Raw genomic sequence first — 14262 nt, forward strand, 5'->3', positions numbered from 1 at the left:
TCGCGAGGTTCGGTCGGAGGGTTCGGTCGGTCCCCGGTCATAGGGTCGGGGACCGATGGCCCTGCACCTCCACCGCGCCCCGCGCACCGACCTGCTCGCCGACGCCCTCGGCGAGCTGCTGTCGACCCCGCTGGCCGACCCGTTCGCCACCGAGCTGGTGCTGGTGCCGGCGCGCGGGGTGGAGCGGTGGCTGTCCCAGCGGCTCTCGCACCGGCTCGGTGCCTCGGGTCCGGCCGGGGGCGACGGTGTCTGCGCCGGCGTGGAGTTCCGGTTCCCGCGCTCGCTGGTCGCCGAGCTCACCGGCACCCGCGACGAGGACCCGTGGGCACCGGACGCCCTGGCCTGGCCGCTGCTGTCCGTGCTGGACACCTGCCTGGACGAGCCGTGGGCCGCCACGCTGGCCGCCCACCTCGGTCACCGCGACACCGGCGACGAGGCCGAGTTCCGGCGCGGTCGTCGCTACGCGGTGGCGCGCCGCCTGGCCGGCCTGTTCGCGTCGTACGCCGCCCAGCGGCCGCAGCTGCTGGTCGACTGGTCCGCGGGCGACCCCACCGACGGGCTCGGCCACGCGCTCGACGCCGACCTGGCCTGGCAGCCCCCGTTGTGGCGGGCGCTCACCGCCGCGGTGGACGCACCGGTCCCGGCCGACCGGCACGCCGAGACGCTGGCCCGACTGGCGACCGGACCCAGCGACCTGCCGCCCCGGGTCTCGATGTTCGGCCACACCCGGATGCCGGCCACCGAGATCGAGCTGCTCCGGGCCCTCGCCACCCATCACGACCTGCACCTGTGGCTGCCGCACCCCAGCGACGACCTCTGGCGCCGCCTGGCCGACCTCGACGCACCCGCCCCGCGCCGGGACGACGTCAGCCACCGACGGGTCCGGCACCCGCTGCTGGCCTCGCTCGGCCGGGACCAGCGCGAGCTGCAGCGGAGCCTGGGTGGCGGGTGCGAGACGGACGAGGAGGTCGCCGCACCGGACCTGCCGGACACGCTCCTCGGCCGGCTCCAGTCCGACCTGCGCGCCGACGCCGTCCGGCCCGAGGGCCGACACCACGACCCCGCCGACCACTCGGTGCAGGTGCACCGCTGCCACGGCCCGGCTCGGCAGGTGCAGGTGCTGCGCGAGGTGCTGCTCGGGCTGCTCCAGGACGACCCGACACTGGAGCCGCGCGACATCCTGGTGATGTGCCCCGACATCGAGGCCTACGCACCGCTCATCACCGCGGCGTTCGGCCTCGGTGACGTCGTCGAGGGCGGTCACCCGGCGCACCGCCTGCGGGTCCAGCTCGCCGACCGTGCGCTCTCCAGCACCAACCCCCTCCTCGGTGTCGCGGCCCAGCTGCTCGACCTGGCGGGCAGCCGGGCCACCGCCAGCGCGGTCCTCGACCTGGCGCAGAGCCCCACGGTGCGCCGCCGGTTCGGCTTCGTGGACGACGACCTCGACGCGCTCAGCGCCTGGGTCCGCGAGTCGGGCGTCCGCTGGGGCTTCGACGCCGAGCACCGCGAGCCGTTCGGGGTCCGCTACCTCCAGAACACCTGGCGCTTCGGCGTCGACCGGGTCCTCACCGGGGTGGCCATGTCCGACGACTCCCGGGCCTGGCTCGGCACCGCGCTCCCGCTGGACGACGTCGGCAGCAACCGGGTCGAGCTCGCGGGCCGGTTCGCCGAGTACGTCGAGCGACTGGTGGCCGCGACCGACGCGCTCATCGGCACCCGGCCGCTGTCGGCGTGGCTGGCCGGGCTGGTCGACGGCGTGCTCGCGCTCACCCGGGTCGACCGGGCCGACCAGTGGCAGGTCGGGCAGATGCAGCGCGAGCTGGCCCGGGTCGAGGTCGACGCCGGCGAGCGCGGCGCCAGCCCGCTGCGGCTCACCGACGTGCGGGCGATGCTCCGGGACCACCTGCAGGGCCGCCCGACGCGCGCCAACTTCCGGGCCGGCAGCCTCACGGTGTGCACCATGGTCCCGATGCGCTCGGTGCCGCACCGGGTCGTCTGCCTGCTCGGGCTGGACGACGGGATCTTCCCCCGCCAGCGGATCGTCGACGGCGACGACGCCCTGGCCCGCACACCCGTCACCGGAGAGCGGGACATCCGTTCCGAGGACCGGCAGCTCCTCCTCGACGCCATCGGCGCGGCCACCGAGCACCTGGTGGTCACCTACACCGGCGCCGACCCGCACAGCGGGCAGGACCGGCCGCCCGCCGTACCGCTCGGGGAGCTGCTCGACGCACTCGACCGCACCACGCAGGCCCCCGTCCGCGCGCACGTCGTGGTCAAGCACCCGCTCCAGGGCTACGACCTGCGCAACGTCGAGCCCGGCCGGCTGGGCACCCCCACGCCGTTCACGTTCGACCAGCAGATGCTCGACGCGGCGACCGCCGCGACCGGCCCGCGCCCGGCCCCCCCGCCGTTCCTGCTGGCCCCGCTGTCGGCACCCGTGTCCCGCACGGACGGCGACGGGGACCTCGCCCTCGACGATCTGCTCACGTTCTTCCGTGACCCGGTCAAGGGCTTCTTCCGGGCCCTCGACCTGACCCTCCCGTGGGACGTCGACGGGATCAGCGACGCGATGCCCGTCGAGATCGACCAGCTCGAGACCTGGGGCGTGGGCGACCGGATGCTCGACGACATGCTGCGCGGCATCCACCCCGACACCGCCCGCGAGATCGAGTGGCGTCGCGGTGCGCTGCCGCCGGGCCAGCTGGGCTGGCGCAAGGCCACCGAGGTGCGGGAGACCGCGATGAACCTCGCCGTCGCCGCGCTCACGCACCGGCAGGTCGCCCCCAAGGCCCACGACGTCGACATCACGCTGCCGGGTGGGCGGCGGCTGACCGGCACGGTCACCCCCGTCTACGGCGACCGGCTGGTCGCGGTCGGCTACTCGCGGCTCGACGGCAAGCACCTGCTCCAGTCGTGGGTGCGGCTGCTCGCCCTCGCGGCGGGCCACCCCGACCACAACTGGACCGCGCTCACCATCGGCCGTTCGCCGCGAGGCACCACGGCTGCCCAGCGGCTGCTCGGGCCGACCTCCGAGGCGCCACTGACGCTCCTGTCCGCCCTCGTCGGGCTCTACGACGAGGGCCGCCAGGCACCCCTCCAGCTGCCGCTCAAGACGTCGTTCGCCTGGGCCACCGCGGCCCGCCAGGGCCAGGACCCCCAGCCCGAGGCCGTCAAGAAGTGGAAGTCGGGCCGCTACCCGGGTGAGGCCGCCGACCCCGCTCACGTCCGGGTCTGGGGCGAGCACGCCGACCTCGCCGACCTCACCGACCTCCCCGCGCTCGCAGAGCGGCTCTGGTTCCCGCTGCTGGACAGCGAACGGGGGCCGTTATGACCGTGGCTCCCACCACCGGGTCCTTCGAGCTGCTCGCGCCTCTGCCGACCGGCCCCACCACGACCGTCCTCGAGGCCAGCGCGGGCACGGGCAAGACCTACGCCCTCGCCGCGCTGGTCACCCGCTACGTCGCCGAGGGCCGGGCCCTGCTCGACGACATGCTGCTCATCACCTTCAGCCGCTCCGCCAGCCAGGAGCTGCGCGAACGGGTGCGCGACCAGCTCGTCCGCGCCGCCGAGGCGCTCGACGACCCCGCGCTCGCCGACGACGACCTGCTGGTCCACCTCGTCACCGGGACCTCCGACGAGCTCGACCTGCGGCGGCTCCGGCTGCGTGACGCCCTCGCCGGCTTCGACGCCGCGACGATCGCCACGACCCACCAGTTCTGCCAGCTGGTCCTGCGCTCCCTCGGCGTGGCCGGCGACACCGATGCGGGGGTCACCCTGGTCGAGAACCTCGACGAGCTCGTGGGTGAGATCGTCGACGACCTCTACCTGCAGCGGTTCGGTGACGAGCGGGACACCCCGGTGATGACCCGGGCGCAGGCGCTCGAGCTGGCCCACGACGTGGTGCGCAACCCGCGCACCCGGCTGACACCGGTCGATCCGCCACCGGACACCAAGGCCGCCGTCCGCCGCGGCTTCGCGGACGACGTGGTGCGCGAGCTCGAGCGGCGCAAGCGGCTGCTGGGCATCCTCGGCTTCGACGACCTGCTCTCCCGGCTCGCGGTCGCCCTGGAGGCCGACGACGCCCCGGCCCGCGACCGGATGCGGCAGCGCTGGTCGATCGTGATGGTCGACGAGTTCCAGGACACCGACCCGGTGCAGTGGGAGGTCATCGAGCGGGCCTTCGTGGGCCAGGTGACGCTGGTCCTGATCGGCGACCCCAAGCAGGCGATCTACGCCTTCCGCGGCGGCGACGTCGTCACCTACCTCCGGGCCCGCGACCGCGCCGACGCGCTGCTCTCCCTCGACACCAACTACCGCAGCGACGCCCCGTTGGTGCAGCGCCTGCTCCGCGTGCTCGGCGGGGCGGCCCTGGGCCACGACGACATCGTCGTGCGCGAGGTCACCGCCGAACGGAAGGAGCACCGGCTGGCCGGGGCTCCGCACAACGACCCCTTCCGGCTGCGCGTGGTCGGACGCGACTCGTTCCCGGGCGTCAGCAGGACCCGGACGATCCCGATGGACGACCTGCGGCCGTTCATCGCCCGGGACCTGGCCGCCGACGTCAAGGCCCTGCTGGCCTCCGACGCGACGTACGACGGACGGCCGGTCCGGGCCCGCGACGTGGCCGTCATCGTGGAGAGCCACCGCGACGCCCGGGCCTGCCGCGACGCGCTCGCCGCGGCCGGCGTACCGGCCGTCTACACCGGCGACACCGACGTGTTCGCCTCCCAGGCGGCCGCCGACTGGCAGTGCCTGCTCGAGGCGTTCGAGCAGCCCGGCCGCAGCGGGCTGGTGCGGGCGGCCGCGACCTCCATGTTCTTCGGGCGTGACGCTGCCGACCTCGTGACCGACCCCGAGCTCACCGACACCGTGGCCGAGACCCTGCGCCGCTGGGCCGACCACGCCCGGGCCCGCGGGATCGCCGCGGTGCTCGAGGCGGCCTACGTCGCGGGCATGGCGGCCCGGGTGCTGGCCTGGCGCGGCGGGGAGCGTCATCTCACCGACGTCGAGCACCTCACCCAGCTGCTCCACGAGGTCGCCCACCGCGAGGGGCTCGGGCTGCCCGCTCTGCTGCAGTGGCTGCGGACCCAGCGCGAGGAGCGGGCGGGGGCGGCCGAGCGCAACCGCCGTCTCGACAGCGACGCCGCCGCGGTCCAGATCATGACCGTCTGGGTGAGCAAGGGCCTCCAGTACCCGCTCGTCTACCTGCCGTTCGGGTTCAACCGCAACGTCCGGATGGGCGAGGCCGTGCTCTACCACGAGCCCGACGGCACGCGGTGCCTCGACATCGGCGGTGCCGGGGGCCCCGGCTACTCCCAGGTGACGACCAAGGGCCGCGCCGAGATGGCCGGGGACGACATCCGGCTGACCTACGTCGCGCTGACCCGCGCCCAGTCACAGGTCGTCGCCTGGTGGGCGCCGTCATGGGACGAGGTCAACGGCGGGCTCTCTCGCCTCCTGCGCGGCCGCGTGCTCCACCAGGCCGAGGTGCCGGACTCCCTGCCCGGCACGGTCGACGACGCCGCCGTGCTCGAGCACCTGCGCAAGTGGGAGGCCGCCGGCGGGCCGACCCTGGAGCGAGCGCGGCCGGCGGACGACGTACCCGAGCCTCCCGCCGCCCCGACGCCGGCCGACCTCGGCGTCCGCCGCTTCGTCCGCCCGATCGACGTCGACTGGCGGCGCACGTCCTACTCGGCACTGATCCGCGCCGCCGCCGAGACCGGGGTCGGCTCCGAGCCCGAGCTGTCGGTGCGCGACGACGAGCTCGCCGACGAGCTCGCCGCCCGCCCCGGTGACGAGGCGGAGATCCCCGTCGAGCCGCCGACGGACCAGGACCAGGCCGCACTCCCGTCGCCGATGGCCGGCCTGCCGTCCGGCGCGGCGTTCGGCTCGCTGGTGCACGGCGTGCTCGAGCTGGCCGACCCGAGCACCGGCGATCTCGAGGCCCAGCTCCGGACCCACATCGAGGACCAGCGGGTGTGGTGGCCGCTCGACACCTCGACCGAGGACCTGGCGGCGGCCCTGGTCCCCCTTCACCACACGTCGCTCGGGCCCTTGGCGGAGGGTCTGACGCTCGGTCAGATCGGGCTGTCCGACCGGCTCTGCGAGCTCGACTTCGAGATCCCGCTCGCCGGCGGGGACCTGTCACCCGGTGTCGACGTGTCGCTGGCCGACGTCGGAGCCTTGCTCGACGAGCACCTCGACCCGGGCGACGTGCTGCGGCCCTACGCCGACCGGCTGCGGTCGCCCGGACTCGGCGGGCAGTCCCTGCGGGGCTACCTCTCCGGGTCGATCGACGTGGTGCTGCGGATCCCTGCCGGTGCCGGGTCGCGCTACCTGGTGGTCGACTACAAGACCAACTGGCTGGGCCCGGCCGAGGAGCCGCTCACCGCGGCGGCGTACCGGCGCGACCGGCTCGTCGAGGCCATGCTCCACTCCGACTACCCGCTCCAGGCACTGCTCTACGTCGTGGTCGTGCACCGCTACCTGCGCTGGCGGCAGCCGGGCTACGACCCCGCCGTCCACCTCGGCGGCGTGCTCTACCTCTACGTCCGCGGCATGTGCGGCCCGGGGACGCCGGAGGACGACGGCCACCCGGCCGGCGTCTTCTCGTGGCAGCCGCCCATGGCCCTGGTCACCTCGCTGTCCGACCTCCTGGACGGCCGGTCGTGACGGTGCTGACCCACGAGCTCGAGGACCCGCACGACCCGCGCCTGGCGCGCGCGGCCGACGGCCTGCTGCGGACGTTCAACGAGGCCGGCGTGCTGGACGCGTCCGACGTGCACGTCGCGCGCCGGCTGTGCGCGCTGACCGCCGAGGACGACCCGCTGGCCGCGCTCGCGGTCGCGTTCGTCGTCCGTGCGGTGCGCGGCGGCTCAGTGTGCGTCGACCTGGCGTCCGTGGCTGACGTCGAGCTCGCTGCGCTTCCCGACCTGCCGTGGCCCGACCCGGACGACTGGCACACCGCCGTCAGCGCCAGCGGGCTGGTCACCGCCGACCAGCCGGTGCTCCGGGTCCTGGACAGCGACGACACCAGGCTGCTCTACCTCGACCGCTACTGGCGCGAGGAGGAGCAGGTGCACGCCGACCTGGTGGGTCGCCCCGCCGGTGCCGACGCTCCCGACGAGACCTGGCTGGCCGGGGCGCTGGACCGGGTCTTCCCCGCCGAGGGCTACGACGAGCAGCGCGCCGCCGCGCGGGTGGCCCTCACCCGGGCGACCACCGTGCTCACCGGTGGGCCCGGCACCGGCAAGACGACGACGGTCGCCGCCCTGCTCGCCCTCTGCGCCGAGCAGGCCGACCTGGCCGGCGCCCCCCCGCTGCGGATCGCGCTGGCCGCTCCCACCGGCAAGGCGGCCGCGCGGCTGCAGCAGGCGGTCGAGCACGAGGTCTCGAAGCTCCCCCCTGCCGACCGCGCCCGGCTCGCGGGCGTCCGGGCGGTCACCCTGCACCGGCTGCTCGGCGCCCGGCCGGACACCGCGTCCCGGTTCCGGCACCACCGCGACAACCGGCTCCCCCACGACGTCGTCGTTGTCGACGAGACCTCGATGGTCTCGTTGACGATGATGGCCCGCCTCCTCGAGTCGGTCCGCGCCGGCAGCCGGCTGATCCTCGTCGGCGACCCCTTCCAGCTCGCGTCGGTCGAGGCCGGCGCCGTGCTCGCCGACCTGGTCGATGCCGTGCAGGAGCGGAGCGGGATCGGGATCGCGGCGCTGGTGACCTCGCACCGGTTCGGCGAGTCGATCGGCGGTCTCGCGGAGGCCGTCCGCCGCGGAGACGCCGACGACGCCGTCGCACTCCTCGAGGCGGGAGGCGACCACATGGCGCTCCTCGACGTGCCCGACCCGGCCGGCGCGGTCCGGGGCCTGGTGGCGCCGCACGCCCTCGCGGTCCTCCGGGCTGCCGAGGCCGGGGACGCCGAGCACGCCCTCGAGCTGCTCGAGCAGAAGCGGCTCCTGTGCGCCCACCGCGAGGGCCCCTACGGCGTCCGCCACTGGAACGCCCAGGTCGAGCGCTGGCTGGGCGAGGACACCGGGGAGCCGATCTGGTCGACCTGGTACGCCGGACGGCCGCTGCTCGTCACCGCCAACGACTACGGACTCGGCATCTACAACGGCGACGTGGGCGTGACGGTGCGGCCCCCGGAGGGCAGCCCGCGGCGCGCGCTGCGGGCCGCGATCGACGGCAGCACCGGCCGGCTGGACCTGGCCACCAGCCGGGTCGCCCAGGTCGAGACGATGCACGCGCTGACGATCCACAAGAGCCAGGGCAGCCAGGCCGACGAGGTCGTGGTGGTCCTGCCGCCGCTGGAGTCCCGGCTGCTCACCCGCGAGCTCTTCTACACCGCCATCACCCGGGCTCGCCGGCGCGTCGTCGTGGTGGGCTCCCCCGACGACGTACGCGCGGCGATCGAGCGACGCGCCGTGCGCGCGACCGGGCTGCGCCAGCGGCTGGCGGGGCCGTCCACCGACTGACCACCCCGAAACCTCCCCGTCACCCGCATCGCATAGCGTCGAGACCGTGCCCTACCTGCTGCGCGTGGAGCTCCCCGACGTCCCCGGGTCGCTGGGGCGCGTGGCGACGGCGATCGGTGAGGCCGGGGGCGACATCGAGGCGATCGAGATCGTCGAGAAACGCCACGACGAGGGCAGCGCTGTCGACGACGTGCTGCTGGAGATGCAGAGCGGCGCGATGCCGGACTCCGTGGTCTCGGCGTGCAATGCCATCGACGGCGTGCAGGTGCTCTGGATCAACAGGTACGCCGCCGGCGGCAACCTGTTCCTCGACCTGGAGGCGGTCGACGAGCTGACCGCGCACCCCGAGAAGGCGCTGGACCGCGTCATCGACCTGCTGCCCGACGTGTTCCGGGCCGACTGGGCGGTACGGGTGCACCGGACCCTCGGCGTCACCCAGCGCACGGCTGCCGCCCCCGCCGACCTGGCGTTCATCGAGCTCGACAGCGCCTCGCGCATCGACGTCGAGGGCGACGAGATCAACCTCTACGCCGGCACCCGGATCGACGGCAACGAGCTGATCGTGCTCGGCCGGCGCGGCGGACCGGAGTTCGTCGATGCCGAGCTCGCCCGGCTCGGGCACTTGGTGAGCCTGGCGGCCTCGCTCTCGCGACCCTGAGCGGACCGCCTCACCGGACGGATGCGCGGAGACCGTCGGACGCGACGCGGATCATCCGCCGGCGGGCCTCGGGGTCGTCGGTGCCGCGACCGCTGCAGGCGGCGATCAGTGCCTTCACGTCGGCGACATCGATGTCCGCGCCCACCGCGCCGGACTCCTGGGCCTCGGAGAGAAGCCCGGCGAGGGCGCCGATCACGTCGTGGCCGGTGCCGGCAGCGGCCGACTCGACGTCGAACCCGGCACCAGCCAGGGCGTCGGCCAGTCCGCGGTCCGACGCAGTGGCATCCGCCATGACCTCGAAGAACCCGAAGAACGCCTCAGCGCCGGTCATGGTGTCGCGCAGCTCCCGGGCCTGCTCGACGAGCCGCCGGACCCGGTCGTGGACGATCGCCCGGTAGAGGTCGTCCTTGGTGGGGAAGTGGCGGCTCAGCGTCCCGGAGCTGACCCCCGCCCGGCGGGCGATCTCGTGCACCGACACCCCGAGGCCTTCCTGGGCGAAGGCGAGGTAGGCGGCCTCCAGCAGCCGCTCCCGGTTCCGTTGGGCGTCCGCCCGGAGGGGGCGCGGGCCCGGACGGTCCCCTCCGCTGGGCTCTGGGGTCGTCGGCACCTGTAGGTCCTCCGGACGGTCGACAAACGGGACGAGCGTCCCGTATATTCACAAACGGGACGTTTGTCCCGATTCTAGCCATGAGCGACGGGAGGCACGTGATGGGTCGAGACACCGGGCGGTCGGGGTGGTCCGAGGTCGACGTCGGCAACCAGAGCGGTCGGGTCGCCGTGGTCACGGGGGCGAGCTCCGGCGTGGGCTTCCAGGTCGCCAGCGTCCTGGCCGGCTCCGGCGCCCGCGTCGTGCTCGCCTGCCGGGACCTCGAGAAGGGACGGGCAGCCGTGTCGCGGATCGCCGCGACCCACCCCGGCGCGGAGCTCCACCTGGTGCACCTCGACCTGTCGTCGCTCCGCTCGGTGCGTGCTGCGGCCGAGGAGATCCGGGAGACCTGGCCGGCCATCGACCTGCTGGTCGACAACGCGGGTGTGATGTGGGCGCCCCACCAGGTCACCGAGGACGGCTTCGAGCTGCACCTCGGCACCAACCACCTGGGTCACTTCGCGTTGACCGGCCTCGTGCTGGACCGGCTCCTTGCGGCACCCGGATCCCGGGTAGTCCTCGTCAGCAGCCCGGCTCATCGGCAGGCCGACGTCAACGATCTCGACGACCTCGTCGACCTGGAGAACCTCGCCGGCACCCGCGGCTACGACCGAGCCGACGCCTACGCCCGCTCCAAGCTCGCCAACCTGCTCCACGCCTACGAGCTGCACCGCCGGCTCGCCGACGCCAGCGCCCCGACGATCGCCCTCGCAGCCCATCCCGGCGCCGCCCGCACCGAGCTCAACCGCCACCTGCCGCGCCTGTTCCGCGGTCCTTCCTGGGGCCTGTCGCGTCCCCTCACCCACAGCCCGGAGAAGGGCGCGCTGCCGCTCCTCATGGCCGCCCTCGACACCGGCCTGACCGGCGGGGAGTACGTCGCGCCCTCGGGCATCCGCGAGTTCAAGGGCCGACCCGAGTGCCGCACCTCCAGCGACGTGTCCCATGACCGCGACCTCCAGCGCAGGCTGTGGCGTGTGTCGGAGCAGCTGACCGGCGTGACCTACGACTTCACCGCACGTCCGCCCGCCGCCGGCCGCGAACCGCTGTGACGACCAGGAAGACGGCGAACAAGGCGATGCAGAGGGCGTCGAAGACCACGCTGAACGCGGCGACGTCGGCCCGGAGCTCGGCCCGCGGCACGAGGAGCGCCAGGAACGTCGACTTCGTCACGAGAGCGCCGGCGAGGGCCGCGACCCGTGCCGGCGGGAAGAACGCCGCCCACACCAGCGCGCCACCGAGGGCGAGCTGGAGCATCCCACGGTGTTGCAGCAGCGCGAGGCTCATCGGATCCGGATCGCTGACCCCGTAGGTCCACTCCAGGACCTCCGGCTCGGCCAGGGCGAGGGCAGGCGTGGCGGTGACGACCCCGATCACGACCAACGCAGCCGCGAGAAGCCTGGGTGACGTACGTCCGGCGGGCATGGCGACATCCCTTCGGCAGTTCTCCTGACAATCAGGATAACTGATGAATCGTCCTGGGTGGTCAGCATTCCGGCCGCCGTACCGCGAACAGCTTGCGGAGCAGCGCGTTGAGGTCGCCCTGCTGCCGCGCGGTGAGGGGCTCGAGGAAGTCGGCTTCCGCCTGGTCGAGCAACCGACCCGCGTCGGTGAGGCGGGCTGCTCCGACGGACGTGGCGACCACGGCTCGCTTGCGGCGGTCGGCGGGGTCCGGACGGCGCTCGACGAGGCCGAGCTCCTCGAGCCGGTCGATGACGGCGACCATGGTCGTACGGTCCAGACCGCTGAGGGCGACGAGCTCCGCCTGCGACCGCACGTCACTGCCGAGGAGTGCCAGCACGCGGAGCTCACGGCCGCGCAGGTCGAGCGGCGCGAGAGTCCTCTCGATCACCCGGTCCACCCCCACCCCCAGGCGGTGCAGGAGGAAGCCGGTCGTCTCGGTGAACGATCCCGCGTCAGCCATCCCCTCGCCCCCACCCTCCGTGAGATCCGAGTGCACATGGTGCCACTCGGACCGGCGGTGCCGCGGCCGGCGGCGGGGCCGAGGAGCCGCGGCAGCGCCGCGACGAGTCGGTCAGCTCGCCCGTTCGAGCAGGAACACCGGGATCTCCCGGTCGGTCTTCTCCTGGTACTCGGCGTACGGGGCGTACTGCTGGACGCACCGCTCCCACCACTCGGCACGCTCCTCGCCCTCGGCGATCCGCGCGACGTACTCGTGCGGCTCAGGCCCGTCCTGGAGGTCGACCCGCGGGTTGGCGAGGAAGTTGTGGTACCACTCCGGGTGCTCCGGGGCACCACCCTTGGAGGCCACCGCGGCGTAGACGCCGTCGTGCTCGACCCGCATGACCGGGTTCTTGCGGAGCTTGCCGCTCTTGTGCCCGACCGACGTGATGACCACGATCGGCCACTCGGGCTTCCCCATCAGCAGGTTGCCGCGCTCGCCGTTCGAGGACTCGTACTCCTCGACCTGGTCGCGGACCCACTCGGACGCGCTGGGCTCGTACTCACCTTGGAGGGTCACGACATACCGGAACCCGTTCCACGGCCCGGGCATTCCTCGTCGCCGTGCTAGAGCTCCACGCGCAGGTCGTGGGTGGTGTCGAACCAGTCGCCCGTGGTCAGCGCCGGGTCACCGTCGTCCCAGTGCCTGGCCTTGAACTTCCGGGTCGAGGCGTAGCTGGAGATGTAGCCCCGGTCGTCGAGGAACCGGGCGCACCGGTCGGGCAGCTTGTAGGTGACGACGTCCTTGTCGAAGTCGGGCCTGATCTTGATGCCCCGGCACTTCTCGGCGTGGTAGCCGTCGAACGCGTCGTCCGGGTCGATCACCCAGTTGACCCGTTTCACCTTCCCCTTCTCATTGAGCCGCAGCTCGAGGAAGTTGCCGTGGACGGGCGCGAACGGGTCGTCACTGGGCCGGTTGAAGAACTGCACGAAGAGGCGCAGCCGCTCCTTCTTGCGCAGGTCCTTGAACCGGAGCTTCGCCGAGGCTCCCTTGCTGTTGTACGTCACCGTCAGGGACGTGATGTCGATGTCGCGGTGCGGTACGTCGAAGGCCGAGTCGTCCTGCAGGGTCTCGCGCCCGGCCTGGGCCGGCGCCGGCGCCAGCAGGGTGAGGGCGAGGACGACGCCGAGGAGCCGCACGGACCGAGAGAGACGCATGGACCACTGTAGGACCGGGCGTCCGGCCGCGGCACCCCTCAGCGGACGCCCTTGATCCGGGTCACGAAGACCGAGCCGAGCACGCTGGACACGAACGCGACGGCGTACACGACCAGGTACCCGGTGGAGAACCCCGTGCCGTCGGTGTCGACCGCGCCCCCGGTCGCCTCGACCACCGCCAGCAGGACCCCTGCGAGCACCGGCGCGACGACCTGCGGGAGTGCGTTGGCGATGTTGATGACGCCGAGGTCCTTGGCCCTGTCCTCGGCGCCCGGCAGGACCTCGGTGATCAGCGCGAAGTCGACGGAGACGTAGATGCCGTAGGAGCAGCCCATCACCAGCGCGGCCGCGACCGCCAGTGGCCAGCTCTGGCCGGCGCCCAGCATGAGCGACGCACACGCGGACACCAGTCCTGACCAGATCACGAAGACCTTGCGGCGGCCGAGCCGGTCACTCCAGACGCCGAACCCGACCGCCGTGAGCATCAGCGTGCCGCCGTAGATGGCGGTCAGCGTGAACACCCGGTTCTCCGCCTCGTCGGAGGTGAACCCGAGGACGTCCTGGAGGAAGTAGAGCAGGTAGAGGAGACCCAGCGCGTTGCCGAGGTTGACCAGGAACCGGGTCAGCCACGCCCAGGCGAAGTCGGGATGGGCCCGCGGTGAGATCCAGAACGAGCGGAGGAACCTGCCGAGGTCGAAGGGCTCGCGGTACGCCGGCGGGAGCGCCGCGTCGTTCGCGCTGAAGCAGAACGGCGCGGCGAGGACGACGAGGAACGCCGCCGTCGCGAGGTAGCCGGTCGCGATGCTGCCGGTCGCGGCCGCGATCCCCGCACCGCCCACGACCCCGACGGTCTGGGCGACGGCGACGATGCCGCCGATCCGGCCACGCTGCGAGACCGGCACCTGGTCGGGGACCATCGCGGTGACCGCGGCGAGCATCGCGTTGAGCGACGCCTGCACCCCACACCAGCCGAGCACCATCCACCACACGCTGTCGGCGGCGGAGAGGAACACCAGCCCGGCCGCCCCGCCGAGCGCGCCGCCGACGATCCACGGCAGCCGGCGTCCGGCACGCAGCGTCGTCCGGTCGGAGAACGCTCCCGCGACCGGGTTGCAGATCACCGACGTGAGGGCGCCGAGGCCGGTGACCAGGGCGAGGATCTGCTCCTTGTCGGCCGGGTCGATCGCCTCGGCCTGCTGGGCCAGCAGCACCTGGATCGGCCCGAAGAACCCCGCCCACAGCCCGATGCTCGCGAGGGTCAGGAGCCCGACCCAGCGCGCGCCCGGGTGCTCGGTCGGCTCGGCCAGAGCCCTTGGCACGGACCGCGCGGTCACCGGCTCCTCGACAGTCACGGAGTGAGGTCT

The 14262-nt window shown here is 73.5% G+C and carries 11 protein-coding genes; 5 read left to right on the forward strand and 6 right to left on the reverse strand.

Translation table 11 applies throughout. The features are described from left to right. The first annotated feature begins 55 nt into the window (after nucleotides 1-55). The 4 genes from recC to JHD21_RS00115 are packed head-to-tail and all read left to right on the forward strand — an operon-like array spanning nucleotide 56 to nucleotide 9135. Nucleotides 56-3334 carry an exodeoxyribonuclease V subunit gamma gene (gene recC, locus JHD21_RS00100; protein ID WP_292670645.1) on the forward strand — a complete coding sequence of 1093 codons (3279 nt, stop codon included), beginning with the start codon at nucleotides 56-58 and terminating at the stop codon, nucleotides 3332-3334. Next, complete coding sequence (locus JHD21_RS00105; RefSeq protein ID WP_292670647.1) at nucleotides 3331-6675, forward strand: UvrD-helicase domain-containing protein; 3345 nt, start codon at nucleotides 3331-3333, stop codon at nucleotides 6673-6675. Before recC ends, JHD21_RS00105 begins: the two co-directional genes overlap by 4 nt. Further along, a complete protein-coding gene (gene recD / locus JHD21_RS00110) occupies nucleotides 6672-8477 on the forward strand; it encodes an exodeoxyribonuclease V subunit alpha (protein ID WP_292670649.1) in 1806 nt (601 codons plus the stop codon). The genes JHD21_RS00105 and recD overlap by 4 nt, the downstream gene beginning before the upstream one ends. Nucleotides 8478-8523: 46 nt before the next feature. Further along, on the forward strand, nucleotides 8524-9135 hold the full coding sequence (locus JHD21_RS00115) for an ACT domain-containing protein (RefSeq protein ID WP_292670650.1): 612 nt from the start codon (nucleotides 8524-8526) through the stop codon (nucleotides 9133-9135). Between the two features lie 10 nt (nucleotides 9136-9145). On the opposite strand, the gene JHD21_RS00120 is transcribed toward JHD21_RS00115, so the two are convergent. After that, complete coding sequence (locus tag JHD21_RS00120) at nucleotides 9146-9742, reverse strand: TetR/AcrR family transcriptional regulator (protein WP_292670652.1); 597 nt, start codon at nucleotides 9740-9742, stop codon at nucleotides 9146-9148. Between the two features lie 80 nt (nucleotides 9743-9822). On the opposite strand from JHD21_RS00120, the gene JHD21_RS00125 reads away from it, so the two are divergent. Beyond that, nucleotides 9823-10830 carry an oxidoreductase gene (locus JHD21_RS00125; protein ID WP_292670654.1) on the forward strand — a complete coding sequence of 336 codons (1008 nt, stop codon included), beginning with the start codon at nucleotides 9823-9825 and terminating at the stop codon, nucleotides 10828-10830. Here JHD21_RS00125 and JHD21_RS00130 read toward each other — a convergent pair. The 5 genes from JHD21_RS00130 to JHD21_RS00150 form a co-directional block, all read right to left on the reverse strand. Beyond that, entirely contained in the window at nucleotides 10790-11203 is a 414-nt protein-coding gene (locus tag JHD21_RS00130; protein WP_292670656.1) for a hypothetical protein, read from the reverse strand. The two genes, JHD21_RS00125 and JHD21_RS00130, sit on opposite strands and share 41 nt — an antisense overlap. A gap of 61 nt (nucleotides 11204-11264) precedes the next feature. Continuing rightward, nucleotides 11265-11702, reverse strand: coding sequence for a MarR family transcriptional regulator (locus tag JHD21_RS00135; RefSeq protein ID WP_292670657.1), 438 nt, complete (start codon nucleotides 11700-11702; stop codon nucleotides 11265-11267). 111 nt (nucleotides 11703-11813) lie between these two features. Beyond that, entirely contained in the window at nucleotides 11814-12260 is a 447-nt protein-coding gene (locus JHD21_RS00140; protein WP_292670659.1) for a nitroreductase family deazaflavin-dependent oxidoreductase, read from the reverse strand. Between the two features lie 47 nt (nucleotides 12261-12307). Next, the gene (locus JHD21_RS00145; protein WP_292670660.1) at nucleotides 12308-12898 is read right to left on the reverse strand and encodes a hypothetical protein; all 591 of its coding nucleotides are present in this window, start codon (nucleotides 12896-12898) and stop codon (nucleotides 12308-12310) included. A gap of 38 nt (nucleotides 12899-12936) precedes the next feature. Then, on the reverse strand, nucleotides 12937-14250 hold the full coding sequence (locus JHD21_RS00150; protein ID WP_292670662.1) for an MFS transporter: 1314 nt from the start codon (nucleotides 14248-14250) through the stop codon (nucleotides 12937-12939). Between the last annotated feature and the right edge of the window lie 12 nt (nucleotides 14251-14262).

It is taken from the genome of Nocardioides sp. (assembly GCF_016462705.1).
GTDB lineage: Bacteria > Actinomycetota > Actinomycetes > Propionibacteriales > Nocardioidaceae > Nocardioides.